This is a genomic window from Streptomyces sp. NPDC048185 (assembly GCF_043202495.1).
GTDB lineage: Bacteria > Actinomycetota > Actinomycetes > Streptomycetales > Streptomycetaceae > Streptomyces.
The window spans coordinates 507,866-522,186 of sequence record NZ_JBIDAN010000003.1 but is presented as its reverse complement, the minus strand read 5'-3'; the positions used below and the strand labels follow the sequence as shown (position 1 = coordinate 522,186).

Below are 14,321 nucleotides of genomic sequence, written 5' to 3'. Positions count from 1 at the left end.
TAACCGCTCGGCCAAGAACCCGCACCCCAGCCGAACCGCTCGGCCAAGAACCCGCACCCCAGCCGAACCGCTCGGCCAAGAACCCGCACCCCAGCCGAACCGCTCGGCCAAGAACCCGCACCCCAGCCGAACCGCTCGGCCAAGAACCCGCACCCCAGCCGAACCGCTCGGCCAAGAACCCGCACCCCAGCCGAACCGCTCGGCCAAGAACCCGCACCCCAGCCGAACCGCTCGGCCAAGAACCCGCACCCCAGCCGGACCGCTCGGCCGAGAAGCCGCACCCCGGCCGGACCGCTCGGCCGAGAAGCCGCGCCCTCCGGGAGACCCGGTCAGCCGAGAAGCCGCGCCTCAGGTCGACGGGGGCAGCCAAGAAGGCCGCGCCGCGGGACGGTCGGGGTTACCCCTGTGGGAGGTGCCTCGTTGCGAAGTCCAGTTCCAGGGCTACCTGCTTGATGCGTTCGTCGACCACCAGGGAGCCGTGGCCCGCGTCGTAGCGGTAGACCTCGTGGACCGCGCCTCTCGCCTCCAGGCACTCCACGTAGTTCTCGATCTGGCGGATCGGGCAGCGCGGGTCGTTGACCCCCGCGGAGATGTACACCGGGGCCTTGACCTGGTCGACGTAGGTCAGGGGCGAGGACGCCTCGAAGCGGTCGGGGACCTCCTCGGGGGTGCCGCCGAGCAGCGTGCGGTCCAGGGCCTTCAGGCCCTCCATCTCGTCGTGGTACGCGGTGACGTAGTCGGCGACCGGTACGGCGGCGATGCCCAGGGCCCACGCCTCGGGCTGGGTGCCGATGCCGAGGAGGGTGAGGTAGCCGCCCCAGGAGCCGCCGGTGAGGATCAGGCGGGCGGGGTCGGCGAGCCCCGAGGTGACCGCCCACTCGCGGACCGCCGCGATGTCCTCCAGCTCGATGAGGCCGACCCGGTGCTTGAGGGCGTCGGTCCAGGCCCGGCCGTACCCCGTGGAGCCGCGGTAGTTGACGCGGACCACCGCGTACCCGTGGTCGACCCAGGCGGCCGGGCCCGCGGCGAAGGAGTCGCTGTCGTGCCAGGTCGGCCCGCCGTGGATGTCGAAGACCGTCGGCAGCGGCCCGGTCGCGCCCGCCGGCCTCTGCACCAGGGCGTGGACGCGGCCTCCGGGGCCCTCCACCCACACGTCCTCCACCGGCACCGAGCCGGGCGACTTCATGCCGGGCGGGTCGAGCACCACCCGACCGGTCGTGGAGCGCACCGCCGACGGCTCGGCGGCCGACGACCACAGGTACTCCACGCTGCCGTCGGGGCGGGCCGTCGCCCCGGAGACGGTGCCCGCGGGGGTCTCGATCCGCACCAGCTCGCGCCCGGCGATGTCGTAGCGGAACAGCTCGCTGCGGGCCTCGAAGCCGTGCACGATCAGCAGGCCGCTGCCGTCCGGGTACCACTCGGCGCTGACGTCGCCGGGCAGCTCCAGCGCGAGGTCCGTCTGCTCGCCCGTCGCCACGTCCCACACCAGGGGCTCCCAGCGGCCCCGGCGCTGGTGCCCGATGAGCAGGCGGGTGTCGCCGTGGACGGGGGCGAAGCCCAGGACCTCCAGGCCCAGCTCCTTCTCGCCGCCGTCGGTGTCGTCGAGCTCGGCGACCGTCGTGCCGTCGGGGCGCAGCACGCGCAGCGCGGAGTGCATGGCGTCACCGTGCTCGGTGTGCTCGATCGCGATCAGCGTGCCGTCGTGGGAGAGGTCGCCGACGCCCGCCGACTCGCGGTGGCGGTAGATCTCCGCCGGGGCGTCGCCCTCGCGCGCGAGGTGGATCGTCGTGCCGTCCTCGTCGGTCGAGCGGCCGACCACCGCCGTCCGCCCGTCCCGGCCGAGGGCGAGACCGGCCGGGTAGGACGGGTCGAGGCCCGGCACCGCCAACTCGTCCTCGCCGCCCACGAAGGGCTGGCGGCGCCAGACGCCGAACTCGTCGCCGTCCTTGTCGTCGAACCACCAGATCGACGCGCCGTCCGGGGAGAGCACGCCGTCGGTCGTGCCGTTGGGCCGGTTCGTGACCTGCCGCTGCTCGCCGGTCGAGCGGTCCCAGGCGTACAGCTCGTACGTCCCCGTCGCGTTCGACACGAACAGGGAGCGGTGCGGCGCGTCATCGGCCCAGTCGGGCAGTGAGACCCGCGGCGCGCGGAACCGCTTCTCCCAGTCCGGCATCCCCTCGTCCTGTCCCCGCACGCCGTCCCGTACGCCCCGCGTGCCCTGCTGATCCGGTGAGACGGACCCGTTGCTCTCAGTCATGGCCCCATAGTGCCCCGCCGCGCCGCCGACGCGCAGATCAGATCCCCAGCCTGTGGACAACCTCGCCCCGATCCACAGCCCCGCGGGCGGGCCGCCGGCGCGCGCCCCGTACCGTGGAGGGCGTGTACCGGTTTCTGCTGACCCCCCGATGGTGGGGAATCAACGTCTTCGTCGTGCTCGCCATCCCCTTCTGCATCTTCATGGGGTCCTGGCAGCTGGGCCGGTTCGAGGACCGGGTGCAGGACCACCACAGCGCCACCACCCGGACGGAGTCGGCCCGGCACGAGTCGGCCCTCCCGCTGGCCCGGCTGCTGCCCGTGGACAAGGCGACGGTCGGCCGGCAGACCACCGTGAGCGGCCGGTACGGCGACCAGCTGCTCGTGCCGGAGCGGAAGCTGGACGACCGGACGGGTTACTACGTCCTCACCCTGCTGCGCACCGACACCGGCCGGGCGCTGGCCGTCGTGCGGGGCTGGCTGCCCGGCGACCCGGACCCGGCGAAGGTCCCGGCCCCGCCCACCGGCGAGGTCACCGTCACCGGCGCGCTCCAGGCGTCCGAGACGCCCGGCGACAACGGCGTCAGCTCCCGCTCCGGGTGGCCCGAGGGCCAGACCGGCGCGATCAGCGCGGCGTCGCTGGTGAACCTCGTGCCGTACGACGTGTACGACGCGTGGGTCACGCTCAACGAGGGCGACTCCGGGATGCGCGCCGTGCCGGTGAGCGCGCCGCAGAACACCGGCCTGGACCTGAAGGCCTTCCAGAACCTCGGTTACACCGCCGAGTGGTTCGCCTTCGTCGGCTTCGTCGTCTTCATGTGGTTCCGGCTGCTGCGCCGGGAGACGGAGCTCGCCCGGGACGCCGAGCTGGGTCTGGCCCCGGACGAGGACACCGCCGACGCGGACGCCGGGCAGGAGCCCCGCCGCAGCCCGTCCGGCGTCTGAGCCCGCAGGCCCCCCGGCCGCCCGGGCGCGGGCCGCCGCCGGGCCCCGGTCACGTCCCGGCGAGCACTCCCGTCCAGTACACCGTCCCCGCGCACGCGTCGGGCACCGTGACCGCGGCCGGCCCCGAGCCGCCCTCCGGGGTGTACGAGACCGTCACGCTGCCGTCGGCCGGGCCCTCCTCGGTGACCAGTTGCGTCGTGGTGCCGGTGTCGCCGCCCGTGGACGTGCCGGTGGTGGCGGTCGGCTCCTCGCTGGGCGACGGGTCGGGCGTGGGATCGCCGGTGCCGCCTCCCGTGGTGCCGCCGGTCGTCGGGCAGGTCTCCGAGGGCACCCAGGCGAACTGCACCTCGTAGGAGGCACCCGACGCCAGCGTCAGCGAGGCCGACTCCAGCGACGGGTCGGGCAGCGCGGCCGCGGCGTCGCCGGCGACGTGCCGTGCCGTGCCGATGCCGGCCGGGTCCGCCGCGCCCTGCGGGGTGACGGCCACGCTGCCGGGGCCGGTGACGGTACAGCCGTCCGAGGAGACGTTGGTGACGCGGAAGGAGCCGTAGACGGCGCCCGCGGAGTCGGGGGCCGCGCTCCCGGCGACGGCCGGGCCGAGCTGCTGCGCGGTGCACGGCGGGAGGTCGGCGGGGCTGCTGGCGGAGGGCCCGACGCCGGTGGCCGACCCCGCGGCGGAGCCGGTCTCCTCGCCCTTCGGCGTCTCCGTCGGGCCGGACTTCTCCTTGCCCTCGGGCTGCCCGGAGGAACCGGCGATGCCGCTCTGGCCGCCGGCCGGGTCCTTGCCCTGGCTGGTGCCGCCCTGCGCCTGTGAGGCGTTGCCCGCGACGGACGGGTCCGCGCCGGGGCCGGTGGCGTTGGACACGTGGACGAGAGCGGGCACCGCCGTGCCGATGAACAGGGCGGCGGCGGCCATGCCGACGGCGGCCTGGCGCTTGCGGGCCCGCCGGGCCGGCACCGCCCGGCGGAGGTGGTCCAGGGTGCCGTCGCTCGGCTCCATGTCCTGCACGGCGCTGTGCAGCATCCTGCGCAGCGCCAGCTCGTCGGGGGCGAGCCCGGCGGGCCCCGGGGTGTCGGGGCCCTGGTCGGCGGGGCCGTGGTTCACAGTTCCGTTCCCAGCGTGCGTGTGCTTCGGATCTTGCCCGGCCGGCTCGTGACCCTCGGGGGCGTCACGGCGTGTGTGGTCGCCGTCGCTCATGCCGGCGCCTCCATCGCCACCCTGAGCGCCGCGATACCGCGCGATCCGTACGCCTTGACCGAGCCCAGCGATATGCCGAGCGTCTCGGCGACCTGTGCCTCGGTCATGTCGGCGAAGTAGCGCAGCACGAGGACCTCGCGCTGGCGGCGCTGCAGTCCCTTCATCGCCTTGATCAGGGAGTCGCGCTCCAGCTGGTCGTAGGCGCCCTCCTCCGCGCTCGCCATGTCCGGCATGGGCTTCGAGAGCAGCTTGAGGCCGAGGATGCGGCGGCGCAGGGCCGAACGCGAGAGGTTGACGACGGTCTGCCGCAGGTAGGCCAGCGTCTTCTCGGGGTCGCGCACGCGTTTGCGCGCCGAGTGGACGCGGATGAAGGCCTCCTGGACGACGTCCTCGCAGGAGGCGGTGTCGTCGAGGAGGAGGGCGGCGAGACCGAGCAGCGACCGGTAGTGGGCGCGGTAGGTCTCGGTGAGGTGGTCGACGGTGGTGCCCGCCGCCACGACGTCGTCGGCGCCGTCGAGTTGGTCCGTCATGCGGGCCGGCCGCGCTGCGGGCATCGGCGCGATCACCGGCATGCCACCGGCCGCGCGGGCCGTACGGGGACGGACCGGCCGGACGGGGGCCCGCACGGCGGGGCCACGCGCTGCGGTGAATTCGAGTACCTCTGCCACGCCAGTTGGACACGCCCGCCCCCATGAGGGTTGTACGTGCCGGGCGTCACGTTCCCGCGTCTGCCGGGCGGCCACTCGGCAGACGGTGCGTCATAGGCCCTCATCGTCCCGCTCTTCCCCTATGTCCCATGTGAACGAGCGTCCCCACGCCCGCCCTCGGCGTCCCCGCGCCGCTCCACGCGCCCCGCGCCCCGAATGGGTGACCGCAAAGACGCTCCCCGCCCACCGCACGGTTGCGGAGGGCGGGGAGGAAATCCTCTGATGCCACAGGTGCCGGATACAAGTGGTTCGGGCCCACTACCGGATCACATCGTGTTCACGGATCCTACAAACGAACCCCACGGCGGCCAGGGCTTTTTACCGCGCAGGCCCGCTCAGCCGAACTCGGCCGCCACCAGCTCCGCGATCTGAGCGGTGTTCAGCGCGGCGCCCTTGCGCAGGTTGTCCCCGCACACGAAGAGTTCGAGCGCCGTCGGGTCGTCCAGGGCCCGCCGCACCCGGCCGACCCAGGTGGGGTCGGTGCCCACCACGTCGGCGGGGGTGGGGAACTCACCGGCGGCCGGGTTGTCGAAGAGGACGACGCCGGGCGCGGTGGCCAGGATCTCCCGCGCCCTGTCGACGGTGACCTCGTCCTCGAAGCGGGCGTGGACGGTCAGGGAGTGCGTGGTGACCACGGGGACCCGAACGCACGTCACCGCCACCGGCAGCTGGGGCAGTCCGAGGATCTTGCGGGACTCGTCCCGCACCTTCATCTCCTCGGACGACCAGCCGTCCTCGCGCAGCGAACCGGCCCACGGGACGACGTTCAGCGCGACCGGCTCCGGGAACGGTCCGGTGTCGTCGCCGACGGCCCGCCGCACGTCGCCGGGGTGCGTCCCCAGCTCGGTGCCGGCCACCAGCGACAGCTGCCGGCGCAGCGTGTCCACACCGTCCCGGCCGGCCCCGCTCACCGCCTGGTACGAGGAGACGACCAGCTCGCGCAGACCGAACTCGGCGTGCAGCGCGCCCAGCGCCACGATCATCGACAGCGTCGTGCAGTTGGGGTTGGCGACGATACCGCGCGGCCGCATCCGCAGGGCGTGCGGATTGACCTCGGGCACGACGAGGGGCACGTCCGGGTCCATCCGGAACGCGCCCGAGTTGTCGACCACCACCACGCCCTTGGCGGCGGCGACCGGCGCCCACCGGGCGGCCACCTCGTCGGGCACGTCGAACATGGCGACGTCGACCCCGTCGAAGGCCTCCTCGGTGAGGGCGACCACCTCGACCTCCTCACCGCGCACGGTGAGCTTGCGGCCGGCCGAGCGGGGTGAGGCGATCAGTCGGATGTCACCCCAGATGTCCGCGTGCTGGGACAGGATCTGGAGCATCACCGAACCGACGGCGCCGGTCGCTCCGACGACGGCCAGGGTCGGCCGTCCGGTGCGCCCGGCGCCTTGGATGGCGGACATCAGCGCCCGGTGCCTCCGTAGACGACGGCCTCGTCGCTGTCGGAGTCCAGACCGAAGGCGGTGTGCACGGCGCGCACGGCCTCGTTCACGTCGTCCTTGCGGGTGACGACCGAGATGCGGATCTCGGAGGTCGAGATGAGCTCGATGTTCACGCCCGCGTCGGACAGTGCGGTGAAGAAGTCGGCGGTGACGCCCGGGTTGGTCTTCATCCCGGCGCCCACCAGCGAGATCTTCCCGATCTGGTCGTCGTAGCGCAGCGAGTGGAAGCCGATGCCGGAGCGGTTCTTCTCCAGCGCGTCGATGGCCTTGCGGCCCTCGGACTTCGGCAGGGTGAAGGAGATGTCCGTCAGGCCCGTGGAGGCGGCGGAGACGTTCTGCACGACCATGTCGATGTTGACCTGGGCGTCGGCGATCGCCCGGAAGATCGCGGCAGCCTCGCCCGGCTTGTCCGGCACGCCGACGACCGTGATCTTGGCCTCCGACGTGTCGTGCGCGACTCCGGAGATGAGGGCCTGCTCCACCTGCTTTTCCCCTTGCTTGATCGGCTCGCTGCTGACCCACGTGCCCTGCAGTCCGCTGAAGCTGGACCGCACGTGGATCGGGATGTTGTACCGGCGGGCGTACTCCACACAGCGGTGGAGGAGCACCTTGGAACCGGAGGCGGCGAGCTCCAGCATGTCCTCGAAGGAGATCCAGTCGATCTTCTTCGCCTTCTTCACCACGCGCGGGTCGGCGGTGAAGACGCCGTCGACGTCCGTGTAGATCTCGCAGACGTCCGCGTCGAGCGCGGCGGCGAGGGCGACGGCCGTGGTGTCGGACCCGCCGCGGCCCAGCGTGGTGATGTCCTTGCTGTCCTGGCTGACACCCTGGAAACCGGCCACGATGGCGATGTTGCCCTCGTCCACCGAGGTGCGGATGCGGCCCGGCGTGACGTCGATGATCCGGGCTTTGTTGTGGACCGAGTCGGTGATGACACCTGCCTGGCTGCCCGTGAACGACTGGGCCTCGTGGCCCAGGTTCTTGATCGCCATGGCCAGCAGGGCCATGGAGATACGCTCACCGGCGGTCAGCAGCATGTCGAGCTCGCGCCCGGCAGGGATCGGGGAAACCTGCTCGGCGAGATCGATCAGCTCGTCCGTCGTGTCGCCCATCGCGGAAACTACGGCGACCACCTGGTTGCCGTTCTTCTTCGCTTCCACGATCCGCTTGGCGACGCGCTTGATGCCCTCGGCATCGGCTACGGAGGAGCCTCCGTACTTCTGCACGACAAGGCCCACGTGCGCTCCTCGCTCAATCCGTCTCTTTCCGCACGTACGTACCTGTACCTGCGGTCGGTTCATTCTATCGAGCGTCCGAAATTCCCCCCTGCGGTATCGCATGGTGAGACCTCCGGGCCGCCAGGCAGGCTCATGCCCAGGCAGGCGCGGGTCACTCGGAAAAGTGCCCTGTGTCACACGTTCACAAGCGGGGGGCTACGTGACCGGGCGCAGGCCCAGGGGGCCCGCGATCTCCTCCACCATGACGCGGCCCGCCTCGCGTTCCAGGGCGTCGTCGCCGGGGTCCTGGTCGGTGTCGAGGCCGTCCAGCTCCTCCAGCGGCTGGTTCAGGCGGACGTGGGCGACCACCGACTGGAGGGCGCGCAGGGTCGCCGACGCCGTGGAGCCCCAGTTGGAGAAGTAGGAGAACTGCCACCACCACAGCGCCTCCGTGGTGCGGCCCGCCTTGTAGTGGGCCATGCCGTGGCGGAGGTCGGTGATGACGTCGGTGAGGTCGTCCGAGATACGGGCCGGGACCGCGGCCCTGCGCGGCTCGTAGGGGTCGAAGACCTCGGAGTAGACGTCGATCGGGTCCAGGATGCGGGCGAGGTTCTCGCGCAGCTCGTCCACGTCCAGCTCCGGGCCCGGGTCGGGCTCGTACCGCTCGTCGGGGACGATGTCCTCGTGGGCGCCCAGGCGTCCGCCGGCCAGCATGAGCTGGGAGACCTCGAGAAGGAGGAAGGGGACGGCCGAGTCCGGTTCGTCGCCCTTGGCCACCTCGGTGACCGCGACCAGGAAGCTCTCGATCTGGTCGGCGATCTGGACCGCGAAGTCGTCGGGGTTCTGGTTGGTCGCGTGCAGCGTGGCGTCAGACATCTAGGAGTCGTCTCCCCTCGAAGGCGCGGCCGAGGGTCACCTCGTCCGCGTATTCCAGGTCGCCGCCCACCGGGAGGCCGCTGGCCAGGCGGGTGACCTTGAGGCCCATGGGCTTGATCATGCGGGCGAGGTACGTGGCCGTGGCCTCGCCCTCCAGATTCGGGTCCGTGGCCAGGATGAGTTCCGTGACCGTGCCGTCCGCCAGGCGGGCGAGCAGCTCACGGATGCGGAGGTCGTCCGGGCCCACTCCGTCGATCGGGCTGATCGCGCCGCCGAGCACGTGGTACCGGCCGCGGAACTCACGGGTGCGCTCGATGGCGACGACGTCCTTCGGTTCTTCCACCACGCAGATGACGGAAGGATCACGGCGTGCGTCGCGGCAGATGTTGCACTGCTCCTCCTGCGCGACATTGCCGCAGGTCGCGCAGAAGCGGACCTTGGCCTTCACTTCCATGAGGGCCTGGGCGAGGCGCCGTACGTCGGTCGGTTCCGCCTGGAGGATGTGGAAGGCGATCCGCTGCGCGCTCTTGGGACCGACGCCGGGCAGCCGCCCCAGCTCGTCGATGAGGTCCTGGACCACGCCTTCGTACAACGGACTGCCGTCCTTCCTGAGGTTCCTGCACTACGTACGGTAGAGGCCCGCGGCCCGTCTTAGAAAGGCAGGCCGGGGATGCCGCTGCCGCCCAGCCCCTGGGCGAGCGGGCCCAGCTTCTGCTCCTGGAGAGCCTTCGCGTTCTCGTTGGCCGCGTGCACCGCGGCGACGATCAGGTCGGCGAGGGTCTCGGTGTCCTCCGGGTCCACCGCCTTCGGGTCGATCCTGAGGCCGCGCAGCTCGCCGGAGCCCGTGACGGTGGCCTTCACCAGGCCGCCGCCCGCCTGTCCGTCGACCTCCGTCCGCGCCAGTTCCTCCTGCGCATTCGCGAGGTCCTGCTGCATCTTCTGGGCCTGCTGGAGCAGCTGCTGCATGTTGGGCTGGCCACCACCGGGGATCACGTTCAGCTCCTGTCACCGCTGTCGCCGCGCTGTCGCGGCGGGTTTTTCCCGTTCGGCACGAGCCTACGTGGTCCGGGCGGCCCTCGCCCCAGCACTCTTTCGAGTGAGTCGAGCGGGCGCCCCATACCTGATCAAGGCCCTCTTCCGGGCGGATAAAAGGCCAATACCGGGTCTTCGCCACCCATTGGGCGGTAGGAAGGGTCCGGCGCGTCGGCCGCGGGTGCCGCAGGAGCGCCGCGAGGTCTTCACGGACGGTGAGCAGTAGGGAGTGCCGGGTGGGTCAGCCGGAGATGCAGCCCGAGGGGCCGCCGCAGGACGGGCCGCGCGGCGAGGGAGCGGCCGGGCCGGGTCCGGGCGACCTGACCGGACGGGCGCTTCCGCTCGGCGACTGGGCGCTGCCCGCCGAGCGGCTGGACGAGCTGTACCGGTGGGTCGAGCAGGGCGCGCTGGAGACGGCGGCCTGGTATCTCACGGACCGGGTGGGGAAGCGGCGGGGAGCACGGCTGCTGCGCGGCGGGGCCGCGCTGGGGGTGCTCGCCGGGGCCGCGCTGCCGCTGCTGGACATGACGGGGGTCGCGGGCGGGGTCTGGCCCTGGGGGTATCTCGCGCTGCTGCTCGGGGTGGCGTGCGTGGCCGGGGACCGGTACTTCGGGGTGACGGCCGGGTGGATGCGGGACGTGGCGACGGCGCAGGCGGTGCAGCGGCGGCTCCAGGCGCTCCAGTTCGACTGGGCGTCGGAGAGCGTCCGGGAGGTGCTGGGGCCGGCCGACGGGACGGCGAGCGAGGCGGCCGAGCGGTGTCTGGGGGTGCTGCGGAAGTTCTCGGAGGACGTCACGGAGCTGGTGCGGGCGGAGACGGCGGACTGGATGGTGGACTTCCGGACCGGGTCGGCGCCGCTGGGGCTGCAGTCGGTGGGGAGCGGTGGGGGGCGGCCGGACGTGGGGGCGGGGGTGCCGGGGAGGTTCTCGGTGGCGGCGAACGGGACTCGGCCGAACATGCCTCGGCAGCGGCCGCCGGAGCCGCGGTGAGGGGCGGGCGGTGACGGGGGCTCCCGTGGTCCGGAGCTGACGGGGCGGCGGGTGCCGGTGCGGGGGCGGGGTGAGTCGCGCGGCCCGGTGTTGCGGGGTGCCGCTGCGCCCACCCTCCCCCATCGCCCCGGCGGCACGGCTGCCCGCAGCGAGGACGGCACGGGCCGCCGCTACTCGCGGGTGTAGGTCAGGGTTTCGCCTGTTGTGGTGTTGGTGCGGGTGAGGGTGCCGTTGGGCAGGATCGTGACCTCGGTGGGTTCTCCCGGGGTGCAGGACGCGGCCGGGCCCGTGGTCACCGTGGAGGGGCCCAGGCGCAGGGGGCCGTCCGTGCCCGGGTCGGCGGTCAGGTCGGCCTCGAAGACGCAGTGATAGGTGCTGTTGCCGGCGGGGCCGTCGGCGACGAGGGACATGACCGTGTCGCCGACCTCCCCCTGCTGGACGGTCAGCCGGCGGGTGTGCACCCCGGAGGCGTTGTCGATGGTCGTGGTCCAGGTGCCCAGGTAGGCCGCGGGGACCGTGCCGTCCGGGGAGGCCGAGGTCTCCGGCGCGCTCGGCGTGCCGTTCGTCGGGGCCGGTCCGGCCGTGTCGGTGCCCGTGGTCTCGGGTGCGGTCGCGGACGTCGTCGGGTCACCGCCGGCCCCGTCGTCCTTCGTGCCGCCGCTCATCAGCGCGTAGACCGTGCCGCCGGCGCCGAGCGCGACGACCAGGGCCACGACGACCAGCAGCGCGGTGGAGCGGCCCCTCCGGGACGGTTCCTGGGCCGGCCCGTGGGGCGGGGGCCCGTACGGCGGGGTGGAGCCGGGCGGTGGCCCGTAGGGCGGGGTGGAACCGAGGCCGCCATAGGGGTGGTACTGGGGCGGCGCCCCCTGCGGTCCGGGCGGCTGGACCCAGGCGGGTGCCGGGGCGTAGCCGTGCGCGGGCGGGTGGGAGGGGTGCTGCTGCGGGTGGCCGTGCGCGGGCGTGGGGTTCGTGGGCGGGGGTGCGGGGACGCCGGGGCCGCCCGCGACCAGCGTGGGCAGGTGGTTGGTCGGCGCACCGCTGCCCGGCCGGCGCGGGGGCGGCGGCCCCGGAGTGCCGGCGGCACCCGGATCCGGGTCGCCGGGGTCCGGGGCCGGAGACGGTTCGGCGGGGTCCTGGGCGGGCGGCCGCCCGGGGTGGGCGGGGCCGGACCCGGCGGCACCGGAGCCCGCGGCGGCGCGGTCCCAGGGCGCGGAGCCCGGGACGGCAGGCGCCCCGGCGGCGAGGTCGGCGGCGGCCCGATCCCCAGGGACGGAGCCCGCGGCGGCCGGCGACCCTGGTGCCGGTGACCCCGGGGCCGCGGGGAACGGGGCCGACGAACCAGACGCCCCCGGCCCCGTTCCCGGCGATCCCGGCGCCGCGGAGAACGGAGCCGGCACCCCCGGGATCGGTGCCCCCGGGGCCGGTGACCCCTGCGCCGGTGACCCCTGGGCCGGTCCCCCCGTTGCCGCGGGGAACGGAGCCGGTGCCCCCGGTGCCCAAGGGGGCGGCGCCGTGGGGGCCGGAGCTGCTGTGAACTCCGGGTTCTCCGTGTCCAGTAGCCGCACCGCGTGGCGGCCGAGCTGGGCCACCAGCGCGCTGGGGAGCCAGGGGTCTCGGGAGCGGCCCTCCGACACGGTGTCCTGCGCGCCCGTGCGCTCCAGCACCGCGGCGAGGGAGGGACGCGCCGCCGGATCCTTCTTCAGACAGTCGCGGACCAGGTCGGCGATGCCCTCGGGCACGCCCTCCAGATCGGGTTCCTCCTGCGCGATGCGGAACATCAGCGCGTGGACGCCGCTGTTCGCGGTGCCGAAGGGCAGGTCGCCGGTGGCGGCGTAGGCGAGGACGGAGCCGAGGCAGAAGACGTCGCAGGCGGGCGTGATCCGGTCGCCGCGCACCTGCTCGGGCGCCATGAAGCCGGGCGAACCGACGAGCGCGCCGGTGCGGGTGAGCCCGCCGTCGGTCACCGTCTCCAGCGCACGCGCGATGCCGAAGTCGATCACGCGGGGGCCGTCGATGGTGACGAGCACGTTGGACGGCTTGAGGTCACGGTGCACGATGCCGGCGGCGTGGATGTCCTGGAGGGCGTGCGCGAGCCCGGCCGCCAGGGTCCGTACCGAGCGTTCCGGGAGGGCGCCGTGGTCGTGCCCGACGACCTGCTGGAGGCTGGGCCCGGCGACGTACCCGGTGGCGACCCACGGCACGGCGGCCTCGGTGTCGGCGTCCAGCACGGGCGCCGTCCAGTACCCGCCGACCCGGCGCGCGGACTCGACCTCCTGGCGGAACCGCTGGCGGAACTCCTCCTGCGCGGCCAGTTCCTCGCGCACCAGCTTCACCGCGACGGTGCGTCCCCGGTCCGACCGGGCGAGGTAGACCTGTCCCATGCCGCCCGCGCCGAGCCGCCCCAGGAGCCGGTAGGCCCCGATCTGCCGCGGGTCCCCGTCCCCGAGCTTGTGCATGTTGCGCCGCCTTCCCCCCGCACGTGAGCAACATCCCGAGGATAGTGCGGGGTGGGCCCGGGGGGAGGCGGCCTTGTCTACGGTTGCGTAACAGGCGGGCCCTCGAGTTCGTCCAGCGTCTTCGACAGGCGTTCGAGGATCTCGACCGCCGCCGCCAGTTCCGCCTCGCCGCCGCAGGCCTCGGCCAGCCGGTCCGCGAGAGCCGCGTGCCCCGGGCCGATCCGGGAGACGGCGGCGCGGCCCGCGTCGGTCGGCGCGAGGAGTTTGGCGCGGCGGTGCGCCGGATTGGTCCGGTACTCGGCGAGGCCGCGCTCCACCAGCAGGTCGGCGATGCGCTGCACGCTCTGCCGGGTGATGCCCATGGCGCGCGCGACCCCGGAGACGGGCAGCGGCTCGGGCAGCACCGCGCCGAGCACCTGCCACCAGGCGGCGGTGAGTCCGGCGGGGCGGGCCAGTTCCTCGGCGACGGCGAGGAACTGGCCGTTGAGCCGGAAGACGCCGAGGGCGCTGCGGCTGAGGAGGTCCTGGCGCCTGCGGCTCACGCGGCGCCCGCCTTCTCCAGTACGGCGTACGCGGCCGGGTCGGAGTCGTGGAAGAGCCGGTACCAGGCGTCGAGCACCTCGCCCTGGTACACGCCGAGGAGGCCGAGGACCTCGCGGCCGAAGGCGACCGGCTCGGTGGGACCGGCGGTGATCAGGCCGCCGTCGGTGACCGCGTCGGCCTCGACGTACCGCTCGCCGCCCGCGTAGCCGGTCGCCGCCAGGTAGAAGGAGACGGCGCTGGTGTGCGCGCGGTCGTCCAGCAGGCCCTCGCGGGCGAGTCCGGCGGTGGCGCCGCAGATGGCGGCGACGGGGACGCCGGCGTCCAGGAAGGCGCGGGCGGTGCGGGCGAAGGGGGCGAGGCCGTCCGAGGTGTCCCACAGGTCGGCGCCCGGGAGGATCAGCAGGGAGCTGTCCTCGGGGCGCAGGCCGGCCAGGGCCAGGTCGGGCTGGACGCGCAGGCCGCCGATGCTCGTGACGGGGGCGGTGGTGGGGCCGACGGCGCGGACCTCGTACCCGCCGCGGGCCAGGTGGGCCGTGGCGTGGCCGGTCTCCCAGTCGGCGAGCGTGTCGTACACGGCGAGGTGGACGGGCTTGCGGGTGCCGTTCGTGGTGCCGTTCATGACTCCTCCTCGGAGCAAAGGCCTATGACAGAAGG

At 73.6% G+C, this 14,321-nt stretch carries 13 protein-coding genes; 2 read left to right on the top strand and 11 right to left on the bottom strand.

The window, feature by feature from the left end:
• Nucleotides 1-397: 397 nt before the first annotated feature.
• Complete coding sequence (locus ACGF3H_RS12955) at nt 398-2,257, bottom strand: prolyl oligopeptidase family serine peptidase (RefSeq protein ID WP_362490100.1); 1,860 nt, start codon at nt 2,255-2,257, stop codon at nt 398-400.
• A 122-nt stretch (nt 2,258-2,379) separates the two neighbouring features.
• Between ACGF3H_RS12955 and ACGF3H_RS12950 the strand changes: the two genes are divergently transcribed.
• A complete protein-coding gene (locus ACGF3H_RS12950; RefSeq protein WP_362490098.1) occupies nt 2,380-3,198 on the top strand; it encodes an SURF1 family protein in 819 nt (272 codons plus the stop codon).
• A gap of 49 nt (nt 3,199-3,247) precedes the next feature.
• Here the strand turns inward: ACGF3H_RS12950 and ACGF3H_RS12945 are convergent, their stop codons facing one another.
• The 7 genes from ACGF3H_RS12945 to ACGF3H_RS12915 all read right to left on the bottom strand — a co-directional run bounded on the left by ACGF3H_RS12945 (nt 3,248) and on the right by ACGF3H_RS12915 (nt 9,640).
• Nucleotides 3,248-4,303 (bottom strand): hypothetical protein, encoded by a 1,056-nt coding sequence (locus ACGF3H_RS12945; RefSeq protein ID WP_362490095.1) that lies wholly within the window; start codon nt 4,301-4,303, stop codon nt 3,248-3,250.
• 89 nt (nt 4,304-4,392) lie between these two features.
• Nucleotides 4,393-4,968, bottom strand: coding sequence for a SigE family RNA polymerase sigma factor (locus tag ACGF3H_RS12940; protein ID WP_362490492.1), 576 nt, complete (start codon nt 4,966-4,968; stop codon nt 4,393-4,395).
• Nucleotides 4,969-5,438: 470 nt separating this feature from the next.
• Nucleotides 5,439-6,515: an aspartate-semialdehyde dehydrogenase gene (locus tag ACGF3H_RS12935; protein ID WP_362490093.1), complete on the bottom strand. Its 1,077-nt coding sequence runs from the start codon at nt 6,513-6,515 to the stop codon at nt 5,439-5,441.
• Nucleotides 6,515-7,792 carry an aspartate kinase gene (locus tag ACGF3H_RS12930; protein WP_362490091.1) on the bottom strand — a complete coding sequence of 426 codons (1,278 nt, stop codon included), beginning with the start codon at nt 7,790-7,792 and terminating at the stop codon, nt 6,515-6,517. Before ACGF3H_RS12930 ends, ACGF3H_RS12935 begins: the two co-directional genes overlap by 1 nt.
• 195 nt (nt 7,793-7,987) lie before the next feature.
• Nucleotides 7,988-8,647, bottom strand: a complete 660-nt coding sequence (locus tag ACGF3H_RS12925) for a DUF5063 domain-containing protein (protein WP_362490088.1) — start codon at nt 8,645-8,647, stop codon at nt 7,988-7,990.
• Nucleotides 8,640-9,239 (bottom strand): recombination mediator RecR, encoded by a 600-nt coding sequence (recR, locus tag ACGF3H_RS12920; protein ID WP_133888666.1) that lies wholly within the window; start codon nt 9,237-9,239, stop codon nt 8,640-8,642. Before recR ends, ACGF3H_RS12925 begins: the two co-directional genes overlap by 8 nt.
• A gap of 59 nt (nt 9,240-9,298) precedes the next feature.
• Nucleotides 9,299-9,640: a YbaB/EbfC family nucleoid-associated protein gene (locus ACGF3H_RS12915; RefSeq protein WP_362490085.1), complete on the bottom strand. Its 342-nt coding sequence runs from the start codon at nt 9,638-9,640 to the stop codon at nt 9,299-9,301.
• Between the two features lie 275 nt (nt 9,641-9,915).
• Between ACGF3H_RS12915 and ACGF3H_RS12910 the strand changes: the two genes are divergently transcribed.
• Nucleotides 9,916-10,668: an SLATT domain-containing protein gene (locus ACGF3H_RS12910; RefSeq protein WP_362490081.1), complete on the top strand. Its 753-nt coding sequence runs from the start codon at nt 9,916-9,918 to the stop codon at nt 10,666-10,668.
• A gap of 170 nt (nt 10,669-10,838) precedes the next feature.
• On the opposite strand, the gene ACGF3H_RS12905 is transcribed toward ACGF3H_RS12910, so the two are convergent.
• From ACGF3H_RS12905 to ACGF3H_RS12895, 3 genes are all read right to left on the bottom strand, one after another.
• On the bottom strand, nt 10,839-13,124 hold the full coding sequence (locus tag ACGF3H_RS12905) for a protein kinase (RefSeq protein ID WP_393816483.1): 2,286 nt from the start codon (nt 13,122-13,124) through the stop codon (nt 10,839-10,841).
• Between the two features lie 77 nt (nt 13,125-13,201).
• Nucleotides 13,202-13,666, bottom strand: a complete 465-nt coding sequence (locus tag ACGF3H_RS12900; RefSeq protein ID WP_362486627.1) for a MarR family transcriptional regulator — start codon at nt 13,664-13,666, stop codon at nt 13,202-13,204.
• On the bottom strand, nt 13,663-14,286 hold the full coding sequence (locus ACGF3H_RS12895) for a DJ-1/PfpI family protein (protein ID WP_362486625.1): 624 nt from the start codon (nt 14,284-14,286) through the stop codon (nt 13,663-13,665). The genes ACGF3H_RS12900 and ACGF3H_RS12895 overlap by 4 nt, the downstream gene beginning before the upstream one ends.
• Between the last annotated feature and the right edge of the window lie 35 nt (nt 14,287-14,321).

What these genes read in the sequence shown, in the direction of transcription:
- ACGF3H_RS12955 (WP_362490100.1), bottom strand. Translation starts at nt 2,257, where the DNA reads ATGACTGAGAGCAACGGGTCCGTCTCACCGGATCAGCAGGGCACGCGG.
- ACGF3H_RS12940 (WP_362490492.1), bottom strand. Translation starts at nt 4,968, where the DNA reads ATGCCGGTGATCGCGCCGATGCCCGCAGCGCGGCCGGCCCGCATGACG.
- ACGF3H_RS12935 (WP_362490093.1), bottom strand. Translation starts at nt 6,515, where the DNA reads ATGTCCGCCATCCAAGGCGCCGGGCGCACCGGACGGCCGACCCTGGCC.
- ACGF3H_RS12925 (WP_362490088.1), bottom strand. Translation starts at nt 8,647, where the DNA reads ATGTCTGACGCCACGCTGCACGCGACCAACCAGAACCCCGACGACTTC.
- ACGF3H_RS12905 (WP_393816483.1), bottom strand. Translation starts at nt 13,124, where the DNA reads ATGCACAAGCTCGGGGACGGGGACCCGCGGCAGATCGGGGCCTACCGG.
- ACGF3H_RS12895 (WP_362486625.1), bottom strand. Translation starts at nt 14,286, where the DNA reads ATGAACGGCACCACGAACGGCACCCGCAAGCCCGTCCACCTCGCCGTG.